A 26,534-nucleotide genomic window follows, 5' to 3' on the forward strand; every position below is an offset into this window, starting at 1 on the left:
AATAACAATCGCTACCAATTTTCATCAATTTTTGCTAATTGTTGAGCAATATCTCTTAAAGAGAGCGCTTTAATGCGTTGATTTGCTCCATTTAAACAAAGCACAATTTCTGCTACTGGCAATGTCGGTAGCATTTTTGTTTTTTCAATTATCGTCAGATCTTTCGGGACCGTATTTTTTGCTAATACAGTAACGGCACTTCCTTGGCGAGCTAATTCTATAAGCACGCTGCTGTTACTTGTTTGGCACAGTAAATCAAACGAAATTTCGCGTTTTTCTAAGCCATCAATCACTGCACTATTAAATTTACAGCTCGGATCAAACAATGCTAAAGGTAAAGGTCTTTGGCTTAATAAACTAGGATCTTTGCATACCCAAACACCATAATCTTGATAAATAAGTTCACCTTCATTGGTATTAGGAATACGCGTGAGAATAGCAATATCAAGCTCGCCATTATCCATTTTCTGGCGAAGCTCTGCTGAATTAGCACTAACAATACTCGTGCTAACGCTGGGTAGGCTTTTTCTAAAAATAGCAATTAATTGAGGGACTAAAGATCGGACATAATCATCAGGACAGCCAATACGAATAACTTTTATACTATTGTTTCCTTTTAAATTGTTTATGGCTTCATCATGCAAACTTAGTAAGCGGCGTGCATAAGGAATAAGTGCTTTACCATCGAGTGTCAGCAACAATTCTTTGCTATTGCGCGTAAATAAAGGGTGATCTAATTGCTGCTCTAACCGCTTAATTTGCATACTAATAGCAGACTGGCTACGAAAAATTTGCCCTGCAGCACGTGTAAAACTACCATTATCGACTACCGCGATAAAGGTTCGTAATAAATCAAAGTCCAGTTTATTGTGCTTATTTGTCATTGCTACTCTAAGCTTGCTAATCAATTAATACGTTAATTTATCAGTTTAATTAACCTCGTCCCATCAATTTTATTGATGTCATTCATTATCATTATTGGTTGGCTGTTTTAAAGAAAAGTCATTAGTCTTTGTTTTAGCTTTATTAATTCGTAATGATTATTCTCCCTAAAAGGACAACCCATGAAACTTATTATCGGCAATAAAAACTACTCGTCATGGTCCCTCAGACCTTGGTTATTGTTACGTTATTTCAAAGTGAATTTTGATGAGCAGCGCATCACCTTGTTCACACCCGATATGCATGAAAAAATGACAGGCTTATGCCCTAATTATAAAGTGCCAGTGTTAATCGATAAAGATATGCATATATGGGATTCCCTTGCTATTTGCGAATATATTAATGAGCAATACCTTAATGAAAATGGTTGGCCAAGTAAGGTAAAAGACAGAGCTTTAGCGCGATCAATGGCGGCAGAAATGCATTCTGGATTTACTCACTTACGAAACAGGCTTCATATGAACTGCCGCCGAAAACAATCAGCAGTTTCATTATCAGAAGATGTACAAAACGACATCAAACGAATGATTGAAATTTGGCAACAATGTTTGTCTAATTCAGAAAAAGAAGGGGACTTTTTATTTGGTAAATTCTCTATTCTTGACGCAATGTTTATGCCCGTAGTGTCTCGTTTCACCACCTATAAAATTACTGTACCAGCTGATGTTCAAGCTTACATGTCGATGATGTTAAACCTAACTGAATTTAAAGAATGGTCTCAAGCAGGTATTGCTGAAAGTGAAATAGTTATGAAAGACGAAGTGCCTTTAGAATAGTAAATAATGCTATGATAGTGTTCAGCTGTCAAAGCAAAGTAAACTTGCCAATTGCTTAGTACTGCAACAAATAAATTATACGGTGATACTAGGCAGTTTCACCTTTTATTGATACCTTGCTAAACAAATTATTATTGTTAGCTAGGAAGTTTTATGAAGCAAGCCACTCGGTTATTTTTGGTAACCTCATTTTTTATTACAACACTTGCAGGTGCTTTATTGCCAGTAAGTGCCAGTTCTGAACAACTTACCAAACAAAACCAACAAGTTGAAAAAGCAATAACCAAGGCAATGAACACTTTTCAAGTACCTGGTGTTGCTGTCGCTATTGTTAAAAACGATCAAGTGGTTTTCAACCAAGGTTTTGGTGTTATAGAGTCAGGGAAAAACGCTAAGGTAAATGGCGATACACTTTTTGGTATAGCATCAAATACTAAAGCAATGACTGCCGCACTTCTTGCCAGTTTAGTTGATGAAGGTAAGCTCTCGTGGCGCACTAAAGTTATCGATATTATTCCTGAGTTTCAAATGCCTGATGCTTATGTCACCCGTGAGTTTACCATAATAGACTTACTCTCCCATAACAGTGGCTTAGGTTTAGGTGCAGGTGACTTAACTATTTGGCCAGAAACAACGTTAACAACTGACGATGTTATTAAAGCCTTAAAGCATTTACCTCAAGTATCAAGCTTTAGAAGTGAGTTTGCCTACGACAACCTTATGTATGTTATCGCTGGTGAAGTCATCGCCCGAATTACAGGAGAATCTTGGCAAACTAATATTGAGCAACGAATTTTCAACAAATTAGGTATGAAGAATACTCGCGCAACATTTTCTGCTATCAATAAAAACAATAAAAATGTTGCTCGTGCACATGTTCCTTTAAATGGTGAGTTAAACGTGGTTGGCGGAAACTTTTTAGAAAAATTTTCCTCAGCAGGCTCTGTAGCGTCAAGCGTTAACGATATGGCATTGTGGTTAAAAGCCCAGTTAAAACAAGGCGTTTATTTTGAGGGGAAAAATAATAGCCATCAAAAGCGTTTATTTAGCGAACAACAAAGTAATGCAATGTGGCAAGCTCGCACTTTATTACCCGTTTCTCAAAACGCTCAAAAAAATGATAAAACTCACTTTTCAGCCTATGGCTTGGGCTGGTTTTTAAACGATTATCATGGTGTAAAACTTATTCACCACAGTGGTGGTATTTTAGGTATGGTATCTAAAGTTGTGATCGTGCCTGAAGAAAACCTTGCTATGGTAATTCTGACAAACCAACAGTCAGGTTATGCTTTTAATGCTATTTATCGTCAGATCCTTAACGAATATATGGCACTACCTGAAAAGGACTGGGTTGATTATTATGCCACCATGCAGCAAAAACGCTTAGCCAACGAGAAGAGTCGTTTAGCAAAAGCGGCAGCGAATGTGGCTAAAGACTCTAAACCCTCATTACCACTTGCCAGTTATGCGCAAACCTACACCGACAATTGGTATGGCGACATTAACATTACTAAGGCTGGTAACACGCTTACCATGCAGTTTAGTAATACTCCTGAACTGCGAGGCACGCTAGAGCATTACCAATATAATACTTTTATTGTCCGTTGGGATGATAGAACGTTAGAAGCTGATGCATTTGTGAATTTTAATTTAAATCCAGACGGTAGTATTAATTACGTTACCATGAAAGCTGTTTCACACTTAACGGATTTCAGTTTCGATTTTCATGATTTAAAATTAATCCCTTCGCAATAATTTTATTTAACCTGAGCTCGGTTTAAGAGATGGGTAACAGTTTGAAAAATAGTTAAATAATTATTTTACTCCACTCTAGCTTGATAGTTTTTCTTAATTCAAGGCAAATTTCGCATCAATAGCTGGCCTATTGCAAGAAATTTAACGAAGAAGTAAGGAAAAACAGCTGCTAGAGAAATATTTGTTAAGCCGAGCTCTAGTTATTTAGAAAGGTTTTATCGTCATACTAAAAGGTCGAGCAATAGCTCGACCTTTTTCAATAAAATCACTTACTTTTTAATACATTTTATTTTTTATTTTTTATTTTTTATTTTTTATTTTTTATTTTCAGCCACTTTTGTCCAAGCAATAGCTGAAATTGCTAATGCGACTGCGCTTACTTGAAAAACTAAACTTTTATCAGCTATTTTATTGATAAATAACCCTATACCTAAACTCACTAAAAGCTGTGGTAATACAACCGACAAATTAAATAACCCCATATATAATCCCATACGTGATTGCTCGACTTTTTCCGACATAATAGCAAATGGTAAGCTAATAATTGCCGACCAACCTATTCCTAAAATCGCCATTAAGCCATACAAAACCATCATGTTTTCACCAAACATTGCCACACAAGCATAACCTACTGTCATGGTAATTAAGCATAGAATATGCGTGTTAACTCGCCCTATTTTTTTCGCTAAAGGCTCTAATACCAATGCAGGTAAAAAGGCTGCTGTAGCACTTAAAATGAGAAAGCTCATGGCGATAACTTTGCCTAACTCATCATCTGTAAGGCTAGGCATTTTATCTTGTAAGAAAGCAAAAATGAAAACAAACATTGTTTGTACGCCAACCCAACTAAATGAATGCGCTGCCAATACCTTCTTAAATCCCAAGTGGTCAGCACTTTTATTGGTGTTAGCTTCTTCTTTGGTTAATAGCGTTTGAGTCACAAAAAACAGCGTCACAATTAAAGCCATTATTTCAGCCCAATAATGGTCTGTTTTAATACCAGAAAGCTGTAAACCCATTGCGTAAACATCATAAATTATAAACCCCCAAAGTGGTTTAATGTTTACCAAAATCATCACAGCAGTCACTTTTTGTTGTGCTTGCTCGGTACTGCTTGTCGTTAACACTTTAGGTTCTTTAACGAATAAAGGGGCGATAATAGATAAGACAAAAACGAGGATAGCGCCAACATAGATCAGCACATAATTTCCCCAATATGCACCAATGGCATATGCTAACACACCAAAAGAACCGGATACTGTCTGCATCCAAGTATAACCTTTGGTGCGCTGATCGCCTTCTGGGGTTACATCAGCAATAATGGCTCGGGTTGGATTAAAGCCAATATTGATAGATAAATCTAAGGTAAGTGCTACTGCAATTGTGACCCCTAGCATACCGCTAAAGCCAATCGCAGACGAAACAATATCGATATTAGGTAACGCAAGCAACATCATGCCAGCTAAAGTCCCACCAATAATAATAAAAGGGCGGCGTCTACCATTCATAAACCAAATATTATCACTAATTATACCGACAATAACTTGTCCTAAAATACCTGCAATTGGTCCTGCCGCCCAAACCAATCCCACTTGATGAATATCTAAACCGTATTGTGTCGTTAAAATCCAACTTAGCGCTGATATTTGTACTGAGAGTGCAAAGCCCATAGCTGTTGCAGGTAAACTAAGCAACATATAAAAAGGCTTGGTGAGTTTTTTTTGCATCGATAACATGAACAGCTCGCTATGGTGAATACAGTAAATAAGGATAATTTGTCTGACTAAAATGTATCCTTATGTGTGTAGTACAACAATCTACTGCATACGTATTCAGCAGAGGAATATTTGTTAAGATTAAAAAATGAATACTCAATAGTAAAAAGCACTGAAAATTACGATAAGTGCTTTATGATACACTGTTAGTTACATAGTACAAACAGCAATAATACACCTAAAATATCAACAACTTGCTGAGTAATTCTTCGACAATAAAACTGTCATAAGAAACGATTTACATTACTTGCTAATTATCTAAATTTATAGGTAATTACGAGCAATTTTCTATACAAAGTTGCTACCAACTCTTATCTGATTCGACTATATCTTATCTGGCGGCTCGCAAGTAACACACTTTTTACAATTTAACTCATGTCCTAACATCGCTTTTCGCCCTTTTTCGCTTATAACCCAAGGACGGTTCACAAATGGAGGGTTGTGTCTTACGTGCTGAAAATGACCACAACTAAGCTGTGCAACCCAATCATTTTCTTCATCCCGATGATAACCCGTGATACTTTGTTTCATGCTCTAATGCTTAATACCTGTTATGGAACTGAGACACCATTTCTTGCCTCAAGTAGTCGATACCAGTCTTCCCTGCTGTAGTTAACCAATAATGCTTGGGTTGCAGCTATGATTCTCTCAGGCGTTGTTGACCCAATAATTGGACAAATATTAGCAGGGTGTTTTAACAACCATGCAAGGATCACTTGCCATGGTGTACATTGATACTTTGTCGCTTGTTGCTCAAGCTCTGCTTTAATGCGCTGCTCATCATCGGCTTTAAAGGTATTTCCCCAAGCAGGATAAGCAACACCGCCTAAAGGACACCAAGCAATGGGTGTAATACCTAATTCTAGGCATTGATCCAGTGTGCCATCGAGTAGGCTATCAATATTATGGATATTTATTTCGACTTGATTAACCAACAACGGCATAGGCAATACAGATTGCAATAAAGATACTTGCGAGGGCTTAAAATTACTGACACCAAATTGTTTAACTTTGCCACTCGCTTTTAATAAAGCAAAAGTTTCAGCCACTTCATGAGGATTAAATAAATAATCTGGTCGATGAAGTAAAAACATATCAAGGTACTCTACCCCTAATCTTCTTAGGATACCGTCTACACTGTTGAGTAAATATCCCTCGCTAAAATCATAACGTGTAGGCGCATAAGGATTGGTATTATTTGCAGGGCGAATACCAGCTTTAGAGGTAATTAATAATTTTTCTCTTAACTGTGGAGATTCTTTTAAAACCTCAGAAAATAAAGCTTCACTTTGACCATTGCCATAAATATCTGCATGATCAAAATGTGTATAACCTGCCTCAACAGCTGTTCTTATAGCTTGTTTTCCTTTATCACGATCTTCACTGCTGTTATTACCGGCGATACGCATGCATCCGTAGATCAAACGGGAACTGACCAAGTCGCTATTATTTAAAGGGATTTGCTCCATAAGTTTTCTCTTTTAATTAAAGTAATACTAATTCACACACTGATAACCCATAGTAAAAGTTATCGCAACTAAACACTAATAAAAGTAAATGTAAGTAAATACTACTTTTTATAGTTATATAACAAAAGAGCAACACCAAAGTGCTGCTCTTATCATTGCCGATTGTTTATTTAATCAAACTACAATTTATAGTTTACGCCGAAATAAATAGTGCGTCCAAAGTACTGAATAGTCCCTGTTCTAGCTGTATCACCAAAATATGAAATATTAGGTTCATCTGTGATGTTATCCGCTGAAACAACTGCTTGGAAGTTTTCAGTAAAGTTATACGACATTTGTGCAGAGAAAATAGTTTCTTCTTCAAAATAGGCCGACTGTGCACTACCAATAGCAATTTGTTCACTCAAATAAGCTGAACGATAACGGCTACTAACTCGCGCTGAAAATTTATCATTCCAATCGTAAAATACCGTAGCACTTAACACTCGAGGAGATAAACCTTCAATAGGTCCTAATGCGCCATCTTCGCCAGGAACTTTCGATTTCACTTCAATTTCACTTTGCGTGTAAGAGAAGTTTACGTTAGCGCCTAACCCTGCAAAATATCCCGGTAAGAACGAAAATGTTTGCGTGTAACCAATTTCAACACCGCGCATATAACCGGCATCTGCATTGTTTTCTGCATGGCTGTAGGTACCATTAACATACTCAATAACATCGCCATTTTCATCGACCAGTTTATTGTCTGGTGTTGTTGGTACTTCAATACCTGCAGCCGCATAATCAAAATCTTTATCAACGGCATCACCGACCATATTATCAATATCTTTATACCAAAGAGCGACGACAAATGCCCCTTCGGTCTCAGTAAAGTAATGTTCATAAGACACATCAAACTGATTAGCATAAAACGGACGCAAGAATGGACTTGTTGAGCTGTCTAAATTAATTTGATAGCGACTTTCATCTTTATCATAAGTCCAATCAAAGTTACCACTGTTAGCCATTGTTGGCATTTCAGGACGCGACATAACTTTTGCATAAGCAAAACGTAGTTGATCATCGTCAGTTAATTGAAAGTTTAAGTTGAACGATGGCAGAATATCATTGTATGTATCAGAAACTTTTTTACGTTCCCAGTCGGTACTTACACCACCAATATCATCATAAATAGGATCACCATTGCCAGTACCAACACTAACTAAGCCAGTACTACTTTGCTCAGAGCGAACATAACGTAAACCTATGTTACCTGTTAATGGTAGACCAAATAGTTCTGTGTCTAAATTAACTTGAGCGTAGGCAGCTAGCACATCCTCTTCAACTAAGTTGCCTTGAGTCATGGTCCAGCTATGGTTCCAGTCTCTTACTGGAGTACGATCCACATCAGGGATCCATGCATCTAAAATAGTGTCGTTATCAATTGATAAGAAGCCTGGCATACCAGATAAATCGCCACCTATATGAGCAACACTTGAGTTACTTTCATCTAAAGCGAAAGGCGCAAAACGTTCAATTTCATATGAATTACCATCCGCATCGGTACCATAAGTAATGTACTGACCATTACGCATATTAAAGTCTGTAGTACCGTATAAGAAACGGCCTCGACTTAATTCATAATCACGCTTAGATGAACGTGCCCCAAATTCAACCGAACTAAAAATGTCGCTTTCAAGTTGATAAGCAAAATCTACACGAATAGCATCTGAAGAGTTAGCTTCAATATGTGGATACGACTCGGCACTGGTTACCATCATATGATCAGTATCAGTAAAGTCTTGATTAAATTGAATATCAGGATTGTTCAAACCATTTAATTGATAACTCATGATAATGTTATCGTCAATAATTGGTGTTGCAGCACTAGAGTCTTCAAAATAAGCCATACGCAGCACTTGATCTTTATAGTTTTCATCACCTTCAGAATGAGAAATATCAACACTCATTAATAAATCATCGGTAATATCCCACTCACCATTTAAACCAAAGGCAGATGAAGTACTTTCAGTAGTATTATCATCAGCTTGTGTTTGAACATTTAAATCACGAGAAGCACCACGATAAGGTGGAGCAAGAGCGGTACCATCAGGATCTCTATAGATGGTTCCACCGACAAGCGAGCCATTCGCTGTTAGCGGATTGTCTAATAATAAGGTTGAGCCAGTTACTGCTATGTTATTGATTCCTGAGACACGTAAACCGCGATCCCATTTATTTGAGTCAAAGATAGAGTGGAATGCATCAAATTTAAAACGAAGATCATCTCTAGGTTCCCAATTAAGCGCAAGCACAAAAGCATCACGCTCATCTTCACCACCCCGTTCATTAAGCTCAAAACCAGAAGAAACTAGCATGCTATCAGGTCCACCATCATAAGTGGCTGATAAGTCTTGCTCGTCAAATTGATAATTTACAAAACGGCTAGAAACTGTCGGTTGAAACATATTTGCCCAACCAATTGAAAAACCAACGGTGTCATCAAAAAACTTACCTTGATAAGCTAATGTTAAGCGACGACCAAAGGTATCTGAATCATTATTGTCTGCGGCGGCTTCGTTATAGTTACCTTGTAATGAGGCTCTAACACTATGCTCTTCTTCATTATCTAAGGCATTTGCCGTTTCTAAGTTTATAGTTGCTGCAATACCACCTTCAATTAATGACGCTTTTTGAGATTTATAAACTTGCGCTTGATTGATTAATTCAGAAGGAAAGATATCAAATTGGATCGCTCGGCCGCCACTTGTTGAGACCATTTCACGACCATTTAAGGTTGAGAAAACAAAACCACCCGATAAACCACGGACATTTAACTCACTTGATTGACCATCAATACGTACTGCAGTAACCCCTGGTAATCGTGTTAATGAATCGGCAATCGACACATCAGGTAAACCACCGATATCGTCTGCTGAAATAGCATCAACAACGGTATCAGAAAAACGTTTGGTATTGAGAGACTTGATCATACTGCTTCTAAAGCCTGTCACTTCGATGACTTCAACTTTATCTTCAGCATTTTCTTTTTGTTGTTGAGTTTGCTCGGGCGTTTCTTCAGCGGCATAAGCAACATTTGACATTGCTGCTATCTGAACTCCTCCCATCATGAGTGCAAGAGAGAGGGCACTGGGCTTAAATTTGTTCATGTGTATTCCTTAATACAAGTTGTATTTATGCTAAATGCTTCATTACATATAAGGCATTACAGCAACTTTGTTATCTTTCTTTTTAGTATCGGAATTTAGTTATTTTATATATACACAGTTATGTTGTATTTATTATTGTCATTTTAGGCAAGCAAATTGAGTGTAAAAGAACTTATTTAAAAAACAAGCATAAATTGACTGCATACGTATTCATAACGCAATATCTAGCTGCATACGTATTCATAAGAGTTAAACGATCTCCACGCTATACATGCTCTAATTGTTTGTGTAGTTTTTAGGCTGTTACTAATAAAATTAATATTCGGAATAAAAGTAACATCTAATGACGCCCTACTTAGGCAGCGAAGTAGTGTTATTATTGGTTGAAACCATTAATAAACAAGGGAATAACTAGAATAATAATATATACACATAAACTAAAACATATAGTTAATGGAGTTATAAACTCATGAAATTTAAAATCAAGCCCCTCATGCTTGGGACAGTGATTGCAGCCGGTTCAGCCTTAAGTGGTTGTGGTAACGATCAGTCACAACCAGAAATTACCAACGTGTTTGAAGAAGTTGGTCTTTGGTGTAAAAGCCCTGATATCGTAGAAATTGCCAGTCCTGATTTTTACCCTTTAACAGAAACTGAAATTACAAATGTTAATGCTGCTATCGAAGTAGCAAGAGCCGAAGCTAAGGCTGAAGCAGGTGATTCGTGGGATGAAGCCGAGTGGGAAGCATCTTTTAAACTTAATGAGTTAGATCTTTACTCAATCCTTGGCTTGACCATAGAAGAAAAAGAAAGACAAGCCGTAGCGAAAGAAGAAGCACGCGCATTTAAGATATCAGAAGGCCAAGATCTTGTTTACGGCGATGATTTCGATACTTGGTTTGATACTTGGTTTGCTGCTATTCCTCCAGCAAATTATTTAGGCCCTTCTCAACGTATCAATAAATCAGTTAATGGCACAACAGAAGCGATGAATGGCGAAGAAATTTGTTACACGCCAGCATTATCATGTCCTAACTATAAAGCTATTGACGAATCAGGAAATTACGACTGTATCATACCAGAAGAAAATCCATTACCAGCTCCTTCAGCTGATTATATTGCAGGTGCGGGTGAAGCCGTTGCTTACTATCGCCATGAAGATCATGTTGAAGGCAGCGACAATGCCTCTTTATATGAAAACATTGTAATCCATACTTGGAACAACGATGACTGTACTGCTTATGCCGATGACAGCATATCCCCACAATGGGGAATAACAGGTGCAGATTTAGCCGGCATTGATGATAACTACGGTGCTTATTGGGTGGTTAACTTAGTTGACAGCCCTTCTAACTGTGCCAACATAATTTTCAATGACACCGCAACAGGTAAAAAAATATCAGACAGCGATTTAGTGATGCCTCTTGGGCCATCAGGTAATGTAGCATTACACAACCTTGATAAAACCGCTTACGCTGACGACAATTTCCCAGTAAACGTCCTTGATGGTTTATTAATCATTAACCAACACCCGTTCTTTGGTGCTGAAGCATCTTCAGGTTTGAAAGCGTGTGGCTGGGGTATGGTTGCCGATGAGTCAGGCGAACAATGTTTAGGTGAACCATTAATTTGTCCTGCTGATTACGTCGCTGTAGGCATTGGAGCAGTTGATATTGCCTCTAAATGTGTTGAAATTTTTAACCCCGAAGAAACAAGCTTAATGTTAAAAGGCGGTTTTAATGGTTGGGGAAGCGAAGATGACGCAAATTATGCCGCATCACAATTTGCTTATGTGGGTAATGGTCAATATCGCGTTAACTTCCCATACTCAGTTGAGTGCGAAGTCAGCGAAACAGAAGACTGTGTTGCTAATCATGACTTTAAAGTAGCCGATAGCGAATGGTCTGAGCCAAGCAGCTTTGGTAGCATTAAAGGCGGCGATCAATCAGCAGTTGGCTCAACAATATTAATGACGGTAGGTAGTGGCGTTGGTCAAAACATGAAGGTAGAACTTGCCAATAATAAAATCTATCAATATTTAGTAAATGCAGCCGATCCAACAATGGTAGAGCTTACGATCAACGAAGTGCCAGTTAATGCTTTCCCTGTATTAACTATTGACGGTGAAGCGTTAGATCTTGCCTACACCAGTGATGGTAATTATGCCGTGCGAAAAGCATTAATGGCTGAAGAGTATAGCTTCACCCTTAATGATCAAAGTTCAGGCTTTGCAGTTGGTGCTATTGGTACTGACAACATAGTCACTCTAAGTACACCACTTGCTTTAGTTGCAGATGGTGGAGCATTAAGCTTTACTGCCTCAAGTAGCGCTGAGTACGACTTTATATTAAATATGTCAGACCCTGCTGCACCTACCATAGAAATAAAACCTGCACTACCTTTTGGTACAACGCCTGTGTTTGTTCGTGGTTCAATTAACGGTTGGAGTGCTCCTGCTGAAGATGAAATTAAATGGAATGGTGATACTCGTTCATACAGTGTTATTTACGGTTTAGAGTCTGGTGGTAATCACGCCTTTAAATTTGCTGATGCAAATTGGAGTGCGATTAACTTTGGCTTTAATGAAGTTTCTTTCTCTGCAGATGCTGATGCCATTGAAGTCACCGATGATGGCGGTAATATGCGTGTAAACGTTGCTAAAGCAACTTCCTATAAATTTGAAGTATCTTACGCAACAGCAACACCTACAGTTAAGGTATCAGAAGCACCAATTTATATTCGCGGTGGCATTACAGCTTCAGGTTGGGGCGCGGATGAAGGCAACCAATTAGGCTTTATGCCAACTGATGCAGGTAACCCTGCTGAAGCTTCACATTCATACTCAATAGAAGTTAACTATGCAGGCGGACCAACTCAATTTAAAATTGCCGATCAAGATTGGGGCGGTGCCCTTGGTTATAACTACGGTGTTGAAATAGCAGACACTGCCGTTGAACTTGATGTTGCATTACCATTAGTTGAGTCTAACAACAATATCTCAATTGATATTCCAGCTGGCACTTACATCTTTACCTTTGAAGATGGTGTGACTAAATCATTAACCGTGACAGCAAAACCATAAATGACTAAGTCAAAATGGCTTTATTAAAATGATAAAGCCAATATAACTCACTCATTTAATCCAAAGCCCTATTTTATAGGGCTTTTTTATGCCTGAGATTTATGCCTATTAAACACCTCTAGTGTAATACTTTCCTGTTTTCCCTCTGATAAATTTACACTTATTTACGTTACCTTGACGTTACCTTACGTTCATTTGGTTATTATAATCAGGCCAATTAATTAAGCATTAACAGTAAGGAATACCCTATGAAACTTAGTAAAAAAATAATCTCTATTATTGCTCTATCAAGCGTAATTACTTTTTCTAGTGTTCAAGCTAACGACACCTTTTCACATGAAAATAAAATTGAACGTATGGCAAAAAGACTGGATTTAACCTCTGAGCAGCAAACAAATATTTCTGCCATTATGGCAAGCTTTAACGTTCAAAACACTAAGCCTGATAAAGAAGCAAGAAAAGCGAAAGCACAAGAAATAAAAGCACAGTTCACTGCCATTATGACCAATTCTGCTTTCGACGAACCTATGGTTAATGAGTTAATTGAACAGCGTTCAGCTAAGAAAAACAGTATGTTGTTTAATAAAATCAAACTTCATCATGCTATTTATCAAGAATTAACGCCTGAACAACAACCCAAGTATTTGAAAATGGTTGAAAGAAACATGCGCAAAAAAATGAGTAGAATGAAAAGCCATAATAAAAATAAAGCAAATAATTGATTTATTATCGCAGTACTTAAAGAGCGCATATCACTTTTGATAGTGCTCTTTTTACGACTTATCATTGAAGGCCTAACTTTTAATGAAATGCATTTAAAATTCTTTTCAAGACAATGAATACGTATGTAGTCACTGTTCAAAAAATAACTGGCGCTATAGCATGAAGGAGCAATAAAAATAACAGGATAATAGCTCGATGTTACCAATAAGCCTTAAACAAGTATTTATAATCTCCTCACTATCAATCGGGCTTTTCGCTTGTGGTGGCGGAAGTGAAGATGACAAAACAAACACGACACCTCCCCCGACACCAATAAATACCGCTCCAACAATTGACAGTTTTAGTGGTGAAGCCGCTCATAATTCATCATTAGAAGTCACTTTTTCCTGGCAGGTTAGTGATGCAGAAAATGACTCACTTTCGTGTACATTAACACCTGGCGGAAATGTAAGTGCTATTACAATAGATAATTGCTTAACAACGACTTCTTCAACGGTTACCTATTCAAATGCTAGCAGTTTTAACGCGACCTTAACTGTTACCGATACTAATAACGCTTCAAATAATACGGCAATTATTGTCACCCTTGAAACTGAAGACCAACTTCCGGCACCAGCGATAGAAGCAGGAGATAATCAATTAGTTATTTTTTACAATCGCCAAGACGATAATTATGACGATTGGATTTTACACCTTTGGAATAACGAAAGTTGTGACTCATACGCAAATTTTGCTTCAGACAAAGGAACTGATTGGGCAACAGGGCAAGCTCAAACAGGCATAGATCCAAATTACGGTGCCTATTGGTTAATTAACTTAAAAGACAATCACAGCGATTGCGCTAATTTTATTGTCCACAAAGGTGATGAAAAAGATTTAGGTGGGAATGATCAACATGCTGACTTAACCAAAGAACGTATGATTTGGACCTTATCTGGAATTAGTGATATATACACTCAAGCGACATTACCCCCTTCAGGCGTAACCATTGCCGATACTGCTGCACACTGGGTGAGCCTCGACACTGTTTTTTGGGGAACAAACAACGCTAACATAGAGAAAATCAGACTGTACAGTTCAGCTGAAAATGAATTAGGTTTTAATGGCGAAACGGGTATAGCTGGCGATAATTATATTGAATTTTCACCACAAAATGATAACACGGCAAACGCAATGAACATGCCGCGTTATAGTGCTTTATCAACATTTTTGGCCTCTGCACCGTCAAGTGATAAAGCCAAACAAATGCTGACAGGAAAACTATTAGCTATCGCTTACAACGCCCAAAATACCGTCGTAAAAGCCACTTATGTCCAGACACCTCGTGTTATCGATAATTTATACACACAAGACACAGATGATGCCGATGAAGCACAGCTTGGTTTACAATATAGTAACAGCGATATTACCAGCAAAGTATGGGCGCCCACGGCACAACAGGTTAACTTACAAATATTCGATAGTGCGAAACAATTACTATCAACAATGCCAATGACATTTGATGATACAACAGGCATTTGGACATCGAGTATTCCGCTCACTAATGACCGATTATTTTATCGATTTGAACTTAACGTTTATCATTATCAAAACCAGCAATTTGAAACAATTTTCACGACAGATCCCTACTCTGTTTCTTTATCTGTTAATGGCGATTACTCTCAGTTTGCCAATTTAAACGACAACGACTTAAAGCCGACAGGTTGGGACAGCCATACCATTCCAACCGTTGCTTCGCCTGAAGATGCAGTGATTTACGAGGGCCATATTAGAGACTTTAGCATACAAGATCAAAGTACTAGCGAGGCCAATCGGGGCAACTACCTCGCATTTACTGAAGAAAGTTCTGCACCTGTTAGCCATCTAAAAAACATGGCTACAGCAGGATTAACACACTTTCAAATGTTGCCTGCTAATGATATTGCAAGTATTAATGAAGATGAAAACAGCCGAATAAATCTTACTAATACTGTTGCGCAATTATGCGCTGTGGATAGCAGTGCTTCGGTTTGTGGCGTAGAAAACGATGCTGCAACCTTGTTATCAGTTTTTCAAAGCTACGATCCGAGTTCAACTCAAGCACAAGCGCTTGCTCAAACACTACGCGGTTTAGACAGTTTTAATTGGGGTTACGATCCTAAGCATTTTTCAACGCCAGACGGCAGCTACGCTTCAAATCCTGATGGCGTATCACGTATTATTGAGATGCGAGCAATGAATCAAGCCTTACATGAAATGGGCTTACGTGTTGTGCTCGATGTGGTGTACAACCATACCAACTCTTCAGGCTTATGGGACAATTCAGTATTAGATAAAGTCGTTCCTGGTTATTACCACCGCCGCGATTTAATCACAGGTAATGTATTTAACGAAACCTGTTGTCAAGATACCGCGCCAGAGCACAAAATGATGGATAAGTTAATGAAAGACTCATTACTTATATGGACAGAACAATACAAGTTTGACGGTTTTCGATTCGACATCATGAGCAACAACTCTGTTGAGTCAATCCTTGCAGCGCGAACTGCTGTTCAAGCCATTGATGCCGACAACTACTTTTATGGTGAAGGTTGGACACGTTCAGATCAAGGTTACACGCAAGCACAACAAAACAATATGGCGGGCTCACAAGTAGGAACCTTTAACGACCGACCTCGCGATACTATTCGAGGCGCTTCTCTTTTTGGCGCACAACAAGACTTCGGTGCTCAAGATACTCTTCGTTTAGGTTTAGCCGGTACTTTAGAAGACTATCAACTTAAAGACAGAAACGGCGTGATTAAGTCAGGTAAAAACTTCCCGCAATCTGCCTACGCAAAAGATCCTGCTGATATTATTAATTATGTATCAAAGCACGACAACGAGACGTTGTGGGATCAACTACAATATGGCTTACCAACTAGCATGTCGGTTGACGACAGAGTGCGTGCCCAAAATATTACGGCGACCATTCCATTACTTAGCCAAGGCATCCCGTTCTTTCAAATTGGTGGCGACTTTATTCGCTCTAAATCAATGGATAGAAACACCTATGATGCTGGTGATTGGTTTAACCGCGTTGATTTTACGCTAAATACAAATAACTGGAATGTCGGGTTACCGTTAGCACAAGATAACGAAAACCAGTGGACCGCAATCTCTGAATTAATCAGTAATAGTGAGACCTCTGTACAAGCAAGTCACTTAACTTTCGCTAGTGCAGTTTTTCAAGAGTTTTTAGCGATTCGACATGCCAGTAAATTGTTTAGTTTATCAAGCGCACAAGATGTTTACGATCGCGTTGGGTTTCATAATACTGGCATCAATCAAAGCCAAGGACTGCTAGTTATGAGCATTGATGATGGCACAGGTTTAGCAGATCTAGATGAAAATGTTGATGCGATTGTAGTGGTAATTAATGGCGCTAACACAGAGCAATCTCATACAATTGCTACAGCTACAGGTTTTGAGTTACATGCTATACAACAAAACTCTTATGATAACCAAGTACATGCATCATACTTTACTGAAACGGCTAACTCTGGCACTTTTACTGTACCAGCACTAACCACTGCTGTATTTGTTAAGCCTCAGCAAAATAATCAAGGCACAGGCTTGTCTGCTGGAATTACTCGAGACGCTGCCGATGTCGCCCCTTTTGGTGATACCGAACTTTATTTACGTGGCGATATGAACAACTGGGGAGACAGTGGTTTAACGGCAACAGATAATTTTAGTTACGAAGGCAATGGCATTTATACGCTCACCTATACGCTAAATACAGGTCAACATCACTTCAAATTTGGTGCTGCTGATTGGCATGAGCTTGAGCTCACTTTTGATGATATTGCTATTTCAACTCACTCATTAGCAGTTACGAACAATGGCGATGAAATGTTAATAACAGCCGCGAGTACAGGCAGTTATCAATTTACCTTAGACGCTTCAAACACAACCCCTGAACTAACTGTGAGCGCCATATCGCCAACTATAAACTGTGCTGCATTGCCTGATTCAGCTGACCCTATTCCTTTTGCTATTTCAGGTGGTGGTCAATTGTATGTGAAAGGCGACCATTCTGGTTGGGGGGCTGACGAAGCTTACCGATTACGCTATAAAGGGAACAATCAATATCAAGCAGTTGCTCACTTTGATGGTGATATGCAATTCAAATTAGCCTCAGATGATAGTAATTGGGATACTCAGTTATGGGCACAAGCCTCTGATAGCACAAGTATTAATAGTGAAAACTTAGCCGTAGGTGTTAACTATGCCGTAGCTTACAGCAACGCAGGTACAGACAATAATCAAACCACATTGTCTGCTGGCAACTATAGTTTTCTACTCTCGTTAAATGAAGAAAACCCAGCGTCAGGCGTTAATGTTGGTAATTTAATCATTCAACAATGCCAACCTTAAAAGTAAAAGTTGTTCAATAATTTATTGATTAAACAAAGGCTTTTTGATGAAAATCAATCAGCCTTTGCATAATTTTCAATTAATCTTTAACTAACCTTTAACCCACAAAATTATTTACCCTAATTGTTTGGAAGTTCTATGTCTGTTTATAAAAGTACTTATAGTACCGTTATCAGTAAAGCCTTATTACCTGTTACCTTATTCGCTAGTTCAGTTTTACTATCTGCTTGTCAGCCAAATGTTACGGCTAAACAAACTCAAACAAGTTCACCAACGCAAGTAGTTAATGTTACTCAATCATCGTTAGCCAACTTACCCAATGATTTTTCCGCACATTGGATCACCCCTACTCTTTTATTATTACCTAAAGCAACTGATAAAAATTTCGTTCAAGCGCAGTATTCTCTGGTTAGTTTTTCAAGTAATGAAAAAAATAAAGCGGAAACGGTAATCCCCTTAGAAAAAATCACGACAGCTAATGCTATTAATAACATTAATATCGGCGAGAAATTCCCACACTTAGCAGGTTTTCAAGCTTATAAGCTCAAAGCGACACCAGAACAAGCTAAGCAATTATTGAAAACTAAACTTGCAGTCATCGCCAGCATAAACAATCAACCACATAAAGTCGCTTACCTTCAAACGGCCTCAATAATTGATCTGTTATACACAACCAAAGAAGCTGACGCCAATGAAGTCACAGATTTAGGGGCAAGTATCACCGAAAAAGGTGTAACATTTAAGTTATGGACACCAACAGCAACGGCAGTTTCGGTATTATTATTTAACGAAGATGAAACACCTGCGCAGCCATCAAACATTCAAATGATTGAAAACAGCAATACCGGGATTTGGCAAGCCAATGGCAACGTGGATCTTAGCCACCAATATTACCAATATAAAATAGCCGTTTATCATCCAAAGTCTAAACAGCATGAAACACTCATTACTACAGATCCCTACTCCCTTAGTCTCTCGGTTAATAGCAAGTACTCACAAGTAGTTGATTTAAACACCGCCACCACTCAGCCTAACAATTGGAGTACGCACAAAATCCCAACAGTAGAGCACGCAGAAGATAATATTTTTTATGAAACCCATATTCGAGACTTCAGCGCCTTTGATCCACAACTTTCTAATTTAAATTATCGTGGAAAATACAAAGCCTTTAGTGAAAAAAACAGTGCCGGTATTCAGCATTTACAATCGCTAAAAAAAGCAGGTATTAATAATATTCATTTATTACCTGCATTTGATATCGGCACAGTAAATGAAGACAGTAGCCAAAATATTGATATTAACGATTCGTTAAATAAAGTATGTCAATTAGCGCCTAAAACCTCTGTTTGTAATAGCGTTGACAACCTCCAACAAAGTCTTGGCGATTATTTAACAAGTTTGCCCGCTAATAGCGATAAACAACAAGCTATTATTTCTGAAATTAGCCCACTCGATAATTACAATTGGGGTTATGATCCCTTTCATTACACAGTCCCAGAAGGCAGTTATGCTGTTAACTCTCAAGGTACTGCCCGTATTATTGAATTTAGAGAAATGGTGCAAAGTATTCACCAACTTGGCTTTAGAGTTATTATGGATGTCGTTTATAACCATACCCACCAAGCAGGATTAAAACCTACTTCTGTGTTAGATAAAATTGTGCCTAATTATTATCACCGCCTCGATCCAATATCAGGTGAAATAGCGCAATCAACCTGTTGTGATAACACCGCTACTGAACACGTGATGATGGCAAAACTAATGACTGATTCATTAGTGGTTTGGGCAAGAGATTATAAAATTGATGGTTTTCGTTTCGACTTAATGGCACATCAACCGAAAACCTCAATGCTAGCCGCCAGAAAAGCAGTACAACAAGTAGATAGCGATACCTATTTTTATGGCGAGGGGTGGAACTTTGGAGAAGTTGCCAATAACCAACGCTTTATTCAAGCAAGTCAACTTGAGTTGAGTGGCACAGAAATTGGCACTTTCACCGACAGATTACGAGATGCCGTGCGAGGTGGTGCATTTACCGCCACTGGCAATGATCTTAGAAAAGATCAAGGGCTTGGCAACGGACTAGTGACTGCACCTAATGAATTACAATCAGCAGATCGCACAGAAAAATATCAATTAATGATGGATCAACTCCGCATTGGTTTAGCAGGTAACCTTGCCGAATTTCCACTGATAAATAGCCAAGGAATAAAGGTAACAGGTAAAGATATTCCTTACGGCTCTCAACCCACAGGTTATGCATTAGATCCCGCGGATAGTATTAATTATGTGTCTAAACATGATAACCAAACCTTATGGGACAATAACCAATATCGACTCCCTTATAACACCTCAACAAAAGATCGTGTTCGCTTTCATTTACAGAGTTTAAGCTTGCCAATTTTAGCTCAAGGCATTCCGTTTTTACATATGGGTTCAGAGCTTTTACGTTCAAAATCTTTCTTACGCGACAGCTACGACTATGGCGATTGGTTTAATAAAGTCGACTTTACCAAACAAACCAACAACTATAATGTTGGGCTACCGCCAGCTGATAAAGATGAGGCGAACTGGCCGTTAATTCAAGAATTGTTAATTAACAATGAACAGCGCGATATGGTTAGCAGTGAAGACATTCACTTTAGTGCAGAGGTCTTTAATGAATTTATTAAAATGCGCATGAGCTCGCCACTATTTAGGTTGAATACCGCCGAACAAATTATTGATCAAGTTAAGTTTCATAATACCGGGAAAGATCAGCAGAAAGGTTTAATTGTGATGTCGATAGCTCAACGTCAGCATAAAAGCCAAAGCTCCGTGACTGATAAAATGATCGTACTTTTCAATATGAGTTTACAATCACAACATTTTCCTTTTACTGACGCTGAAAAATACCAACTTCACCCTGTGCAGCAAAATGGAGTGGATGAATTAGTGAAAAGCAGTAAAGCACAACAAACAGGTTTTAGTATTCCTAAATTAACGACTGCTGTATTTGTAAAACAAAATCGCTAATTCCCATTTATAGCTATCTGCAGTGAACAATAAAGTTTAATTGACACTGCAGATATTATTTAACAACTGAATAGACACTAGACAACTATTGGAACAATGGTTATTGTTTAAGCACAACTATTAAGGAATTCGTAGTTATAAACAAAGATCAAAGGAAGTTAAATGATAAAAATACTCTTCACCCTAGTTTTAATATCTACTTTACTTGGCTGCACAGGCTTATCTGAAAATAAACAAGTTAAAGGTCAAAGCCACCTCATTAAAATAAATCAAAACCTTTATCAGAAAGAGCACATAAAACTAGTTGCAGAAGAAGATATTTTTAAATTATCAACTGAGCAAAAAAATGAATTCTTAACCTTTTACCAAAAAGAATTAATTAAGAATGTTAAACCTCATCAGGCGCTAGATAACTTTATTTCTACGCGATTGTCTAACTTTACTTTTTATGGCGAAACCTTAATAGCCACTGAGTCTATGAAGCTCAACAAAGGTAATTGCATGAGTCTTGCAATTTTAACAACGGCATTGGCTAAAACCATCAATTTAGAAGTAGATTACCGCGAAGTAACCACAGTACCTGTATTTGAAAAACACGAAAAGGTTATTTTAGTTTCTTCACACTTACAGTCGGTTATCTACGATCCTACCTTTGTGCCAGAAAGTGACTTTTACTATTTCAATAAACCCGCCATTGTCATAGATTACTTCCCTGTTAAGTCGAATTGGGTAAATAAGCGAGTATTAAAAGATGCATTAATTGCGCAATATTATATTAATATCGCCGCCAACTATATTGTTGCGAACGATTTAAATTCAGCTTTTGCTAATGCTGAACTCGCTTATCAATACGATAATTCATCATCCAAAATAGCTAATTTGCTTGCTATATTACATCGTCAAAAAGGCGATGCGGAAACTGCTGAAAAATTCTATCTTAGTGCAATAAAAATGAAAGACGCTAATCTTTCTGTATTACAAAATTATGCGATCTTTCTTAAATCTCAACAACGCTTTGATGAACTGAATAAAATTAAAGATAGAATGAAAACTTTAGATGATCCAAATCCATATGCTTGGCTTGAACAAGCCTATTTAGCTAAAAATAAAAATGACCTTAAAAATGCAGAAACTTACTTTAAGAAAGTTATTCACATGGCCCCTTATGTTCATCAAGCTTACTTAGGGTTAGCTCAAATTTATTATGCTAAAGGTAAAGAGAATCAAGCAGTTAATGTACTTAAAAGCGCTCTTGAGTGGACTTACAAAGAAGATGAACGTAAACTTTATCAGCGAAAACTTTATAGTCTTAGTAAAATTTAGCACTATGGTGTATTTGAAAAATCATACTATAAATATACTCAAATAGGAGCGTTGTGGATTTATTCCAAGGTTTAGTCATTATTACTACCATTCACTTACTTGCAGCGGCCTCCCCTGGCCCTGACTTTGTATTAGTGTCACAACAAACATTAAGCCACGGCAAAAAAGCGGGCTTTATGTGCAGTATTGGCATTGCGTTAGGCTTGTCTGTTCATATCATCTATTCTGCCTTTGGTTTAGCGGTAGTTATTGCAAACTCTTCAACAGCGCTTTGGGTAATAAAAATATTAGGTGGCGGTTATTTATTTTATTTAGGCTATAAAGGATTAATGAGCAGTAAAGCACTTCCAGCCGAAATTCCTGATAACACACCTGAAAGTAAAATCACAATAAAGGAGTATTCTCCTAGAAAGAGCATTGCTGCTGGCTTTATTTGTAACGCTTTAAACCCCAAAGCGCCGATTTATTTTGTGGCATTATTTACTTTAGTATTAACACCCGACATGCCGCTTTATCAAATTGCCATTTATGGTTTATGGATGATGTGTATTCAACTTAGTTGGTTTTCTCTGGTGGTATTTTTACTTTCTCGTCCTGTCATTAATGCCAAATTTAAACTAATGGGTCATTGGATTGATCGTGTTTTTGGACTTGCGATGATCGCGTTAGGTCTTAAAATTTTACTAGCAAAAATTTAAAACCATTTTTTAATTAAAGGATTACCTATGAAAACGATTGGTTTACTCGGAGGAATGAGTTGGGAAAGTACTTTAGGGTATTACCAGAAAATTAATCAATCGATTAAGCAGCATTTAGGCGGACTGCATTCTGCTAAAATAATTCTTAATAGTGTTGATTTCGCTGAAATTGAGCAGTTACAACATCAAGGCGATTGGGCTGGCACTGCGGAAATACTTAAGAGCGCTGCAAAGTCAGTTGAAAATGCTGGCGCTGATTTTTTGCTGATTTGCACTAATACTATGCATAAAGTCGCCCCTGAAATATCCCAAGCAATTAATATCCCTATCGTACATATTGCAGATGCAACTGCAGAGCATATTACACAACAAAAAATTAAACGAGTTGGCTTGTTGGGAACCGCTTTTACGATGGAGCAAGATTTTTATAAAGAAAGGTTAATTAAACAACATAATATTGATGTTATCGTTCCAAACGAGAATGACAGACAAATTATTCACGAGGTAATTTATCAAGAACTTTGCCTTGGTATTATCAATACTAATTCAAAAAAACAATATTTAGACATTATCGATAAACTTGTTGCGCAAGGGGCAGAAGCCGTTATTTTAGGCTGCACTGAAATCGGCTTACTCATTCAACAAAGTGATAGTCAAATCCCATTATTTGATACAACAGACATTCACGCGACTAAGGCTGCAACCCTTGCTATTTTATAGGAAAGTCCATAAAAAAGATTGACAGGATTTTGCCCAAGTATATAATTGCCTTGCTTGAAAGTAAGTTTTAATATTTATGTACACAATTTCGAAGTTTTATCGTACCTCGTCCTGTTTTATAAGTAATAGTAACCCTTTTAGCTCAACAGCTTACTTAATTTAATTATAAATTAAGAAGTTTAAATTACTCTTAAAATTAATAGGATATATTATGTCTACAACTACTGGTACAGTAAAATGGTTTAACGAAGCTAAAGGTTTTGGTTTTATCGAGCAAGAAAATGGTCCAGACGTTTTTGCTCACTTCAACGCTATCGTTGGTGAAGGTTTTAAAACTCTTGCTGAAGGTCAAAAAGTTGAATTTACAGTTACTGACGGCCAAAAAGGTCCTCAAGCTGAAAACATCGTTGCACTTTAATTAGCAATTATGTATTTTATGAAATAACTCTTTGAGTATATTCATAATAAAAAGGCTATACCGAAAGGTTAGCCTTTTTTATTGTCTGAAATTCAAGGACAATATCCCACGAATAACATCACTTTTCCGCGTTAATATTTGTCTGCTGAATACGTATGCACCTTACTGATTTAAAGTAAAAAACAGGTAAGCTAAGACTTTAATTAATTGCTGGAAGTTTTATGAACGCACGACACATTGCCTTTTTTATCCTCACTATTGTACCTATTGCTACTTCCGCAACAGCTCAATCATTAAAAATTTCCTCACCTGATGGAAAAATACAACTCACCATTTCAGATAAGAACGGCCCGACTTATGCCGTGCGTTTTAATGATCAAAACGTTATAGAAAGTTCTCGTCTAGGCCTTGCCTTTAAAAAATCGCCAGCATTTAATCAAAGCTTTACGATTGAAAGCAGTAAAAAAAATCAACATAACAGTAGTTGGCAGCTTCCTTGGGGAGAGCGTAAAAACGTAAAAGATGCCCATAATGAGCTGCTCGTGCATTTTATCAGCCAAAGAAAAACGGCAAATAGTTACCACGTTAGATTTAGAGTATTTAACGACGGTCTCGGTTTTCGCTATGAAGTTGCGAAACAAGTAGGACTGGATAATGTGGAAATTATTGATGAAGCCACAGAGTTTGCCATAACTCAATATGAGACAGCAACCGCTTGGTGGATCCCATCTCGTGGCTGGAATCGCTATGAATATACCTACAATACAACCCCATTAACAGCAGTTGATCGCGCCCACACTCCTTTTACGTTTAAATTAGCCAATGGTACTCACTTAAGTATTCACGAAGCTGCTCTGGTAGATTATGCTTCGATGACAATTAACCAACAGCGTGACGGTAGATTAAAAGCTGATCTCACACCTTGGTCTGACGGCACCTTAGTGAAAACAAAAACAGACTTTAAATCACCTTGGCGCACCATTCAAATAAGTAAAGATGCCGTTGGCTTACTTAATTCAGATTTGATCTTAAATTTAAATGAGCCGAACAAACTCGGTGATGTTTCTTGGGTTGAACCAGGAAAATACGTCGGTATCTGGTGGGGAATGCATATTAATGAAAACACTTGGGGCAGCGGTGAAAAACATGGCGCAACCACAAGTGAAGCGCTTCGTTACATGGACTTTGCTGCTAAATACAATTTTAAAGGCGTATTAGTTGAAGGCTGGAATATCGGTTGGGATGGCAGTTGGTTTGATAATGGTGACGTGTTTAGTTTTACTCAAAGTTATGATGATTTTGATATAGAAAAAGTGACGCAATACGGAAAAAGTAAAGGTGTTCGCTTAATTGGCCATCACGAAACTTCAGGTAGTGTCACCAACTACCGTAACCAAATGGCAGCGGCCTACGATTTATACCAACAACATGGCGTTAGCCAAATAAAAACAGGCTATGTCGCCGACGGAGGCATGATCAAACGTATAGATGAAAACGGTATCGTTCGTCACGAATGGCACGACTCGCAATTTACTATTGGCGAGTATTTACATAGCGTCACAGAAGCTGCAAAACGTAAAATAAGCATTAATACTCACGAGCCAGTAAAAGATACTGGATTACGTAGAACTTACCCTAATTGGATATCAAGAGAAGGGGCTCGGGGACAAGAGTTTAACGCTTGGGGAAGTCCTCCTAATCCACCCGAACATACCACTATTTTACCTTTTACCCGTATGCTCGCAGGACCTATGGATTTTACTCCAGGGATATTTAATTTAAGCTTTAATGGCTTAGGCGATAAAACTAATCGTCCTCAAACGACACTGGCCAAACAATTAGCGCTTTACGTGGTACTTTATAGCCCAATTCAAATGGCAGCAGACTTACCTAGAAACTACGAAGCAAACTTACCTGCTTTTCAGTTTATTTTAGATGTGCCAACCGACTGGCAAGACAGTAAGGCGATTGCAGGAGAAGTAGCTGAATATGTGGTGTTTACTCGACAAGAGCGTGACGGTAACGACTGGTATTTAGGCGCACTTACAGATGAAAAAACGAGAGAGATTACAATTTCTCTCGACTTCCTAGATAGCTCTACCCGTTATCAAGCCCAGATTTATCGCGATGGCGAAAACGCCGAATGGGTTAATAACCCTTATGACATAGTTATCGAAAATCAAAATGTCACATCGAAAGATTCTTTAACCCTTAAACTTGCAAAAAGTGGTGGTACGGCGATTCGCTTTCAAGCCTTAAAAGAGCAAAATTAAACAAGGTAGAATAATATC

16 protein-coding genes are annotated in these 26,534 nt (G+C 37.9%); 11 read left to right on the forward strand and 5 right to left on the reverse strand.

The window, feature by feature from the left end:
- Positions 1 to 11: 11 nt before the first annotated feature.
- Positions 12 to 884, reverse strand: a complete 873-nt coding sequence (locus tag AC27G3_RS00125) for a LysR family transcriptional regulator (protein ID WP_487117790.1) — start codon at positions 882 to 884, stop codon at positions 12 to 14.
- A gap of 180 nt (positions 885 to 1,064) precedes the next feature.
- On the opposite strand from AC27G3_RS00125, the gene AC27G3_RS00130 reads away from it, so the two are divergent.
- Positions 1,065 to 1,718: a glutathione S-transferase family protein gene (locus tag AC27G3_RS00130; RefSeq protein ID WP_487117791.1), complete on the forward strand. Its 654-nt coding sequence runs from the start codon at positions 1,065 to 1,067 to the stop codon at positions 1,716 to 1,718.
- A gap of 153 nt (positions 1,719 to 1,871) precedes the next feature.
- Complete coding sequence (locus AC27G3_RS00135) at positions 1,872 to 3,473, forward strand: serine hydrolase (protein WP_487117792.1); 1,602 nt, start codon at positions 1,872 to 1,874, stop codon at positions 3,471 to 3,473.
- Positions 3,474 to 3,787: 314 nt separating this feature from the next.
- Here AC27G3_RS00135 and AC27G3_RS00140 read toward each other — a convergent pair whose 3' ends face one another.
- The 4 genes from AC27G3_RS00140 to AC27G3_RS00155 form a co-directional block, all read right to left on the reverse strand.
- Complete coding sequence (locus AC27G3_RS00140) at positions 3,788 to 5,209, reverse strand: MFS transporter (RefSeq protein WP_487117793.1); 1,422 nt, start codon at positions 5,207 to 5,209, stop codon at positions 3,788 to 3,790.
- Positions 5,210 to 5,572: 363 nt separating this feature from the next.
- Positions 5,573 to 5,779, reverse strand: a complete 207-nt coding sequence (locus tag AC27G3_RS00145; protein WP_487117794.1) for a DUF3565 domain-containing protein — start codon at positions 5,777 to 5,779, stop codon at positions 5,573 to 5,575.
- A 20-nt stretch (positions 5,780 to 5,799) separates the two neighbouring features.
- Positions 5,800 to 6,717, reverse strand: a complete 918-nt coding sequence (locus AC27G3_RS00150; protein ID WP_487117795.1) for an aldo/keto reductase — start codon at positions 6,715 to 6,717, stop codon at positions 5,800 to 5,802.
- 179 nt (positions 6,718 to 6,896) lie between these two features.
- Positions 6,897 to 9,866 carry a TonB-dependent receptor gene (locus tag AC27G3_RS00155; RefSeq protein ID WP_487117796.1) on the reverse strand — a complete coding sequence of 990 codons (2,970 nt, stop codon included), beginning with the start codon at positions 9,864 to 9,866 and terminating at the stop codon, positions 6,897 to 6,899.
- Between the two features lie 469 nt (positions 9,867 to 10,335).
- On the opposite strand from AC27G3_RS00155, the gene AC27G3_RS00160 reads away from it, so the two are divergent.
- The 9 genes from AC27G3_RS00160 to AC27G3_RS00200 all read left to right on the forward strand — a co-directional run bounded on the left by AC27G3_RS00160 (position 10,336) and on the right by AC27G3_RS00200 (position 26,516).
- Positions 10,336 to 12,948 (forward strand): hypothetical protein, encoded by a 2,613-nt coding sequence (locus AC27G3_RS00160; protein WP_487117797.1) that lies wholly within the window; start codon positions 10,336 to 10,338, stop codon positions 12,946 to 12,948.
- 248 nt (positions 12,949 to 13,196) lie between these two features.
- Positions 13,197 to 13,670 carry a Spy/CpxP family protein refolding chaperone gene (locus AC27G3_RS00165; protein ID WP_487117798.1) on the forward strand — a complete coding sequence of 158 codons (474 nt, stop codon included), beginning with the start codon at positions 13,197 to 13,199 and terminating at the stop codon, positions 13,668 to 13,670.
- 196 nt (positions 13,671 to 13,866) lie between these two features.
- Positions 13,867 to 18,069 carry an alpha-1,6-glucosidase domain-containing protein gene (locus AC27G3_RS00170; RefSeq protein WP_487117799.1) on the forward strand — a complete coding sequence of 1,401 codons (4,203 nt, stop codon included), beginning with the start codon at positions 13,867 to 13,869 and terminating at the stop codon, positions 18,067 to 18,069.
- Positions 18,070 to 18,207: 138 nt separating this feature from the next.
- Positions 18,208 to 21,084, forward strand: coding sequence for a pullulanase-type alpha-1,6-glucosidase (gene pulA / locus AC27G3_RS00175; RefSeq protein WP_487117800.1), 2,877 nt, complete (start codon positions 18,208 to 18,210; stop codon positions 21,082 to 21,084).
- 162 nt (positions 21,085 to 21,246) lie between these two features.
- Positions 21,247 to 22,407, forward strand: a complete 1,161-nt coding sequence (locus tag AC27G3_RS00180; RefSeq protein WP_487117801.1) for a tetratricopeptide repeat protein — start codon at positions 21,247 to 21,249, stop codon at positions 22,405 to 22,407.
- A 53-nt stretch (positions 22,408 to 22,460) separates the two neighbouring features.
- Entirely contained in the window at positions 22,461 to 23,105 is a 645-nt protein-coding gene (locus AC27G3_RS00185) for a LysE family translocator (protein WP_487117802.1), read from the forward strand.
- A 27-nt stretch (positions 23,106 to 23,132) separates the two neighbouring features.
- Complete coding sequence (locus AC27G3_RS00190; RefSeq protein WP_487117803.1) at positions 23,133 to 23,825, forward strand: aspartate/glutamate racemase family protein; 693 nt, start codon at positions 23,133 to 23,135, stop codon at positions 23,823 to 23,825.
- A 211-nt stretch (positions 23,826 to 24,036) separates the two neighbouring features.
- Positions 24,037 to 24,243 (forward strand): cold-shock protein, encoded by a 207-nt coding sequence (locus AC27G3_RS00195; protein ID WP_033092258.1) that lies wholly within the window; start codon positions 24,037 to 24,039, stop codon positions 24,241 to 24,243.
- Positions 24,244 to 24,464: 221 nt separating this feature from the next.
- Positions 24,465 to 26,516, forward strand: coding sequence for a glycoside hydrolase family 97 protein (locus AC27G3_RS00200; RefSeq protein WP_487117804.1), 2,052 nt, complete (start codon positions 24,465 to 24,467; stop codon positions 26,514 to 26,516).
- Positions 26,517 to 26,534: the final 18 nt, after the last annotated feature.

The organism is Colwellia sp. SU-HH01217, from assembly GCF_057543495.1.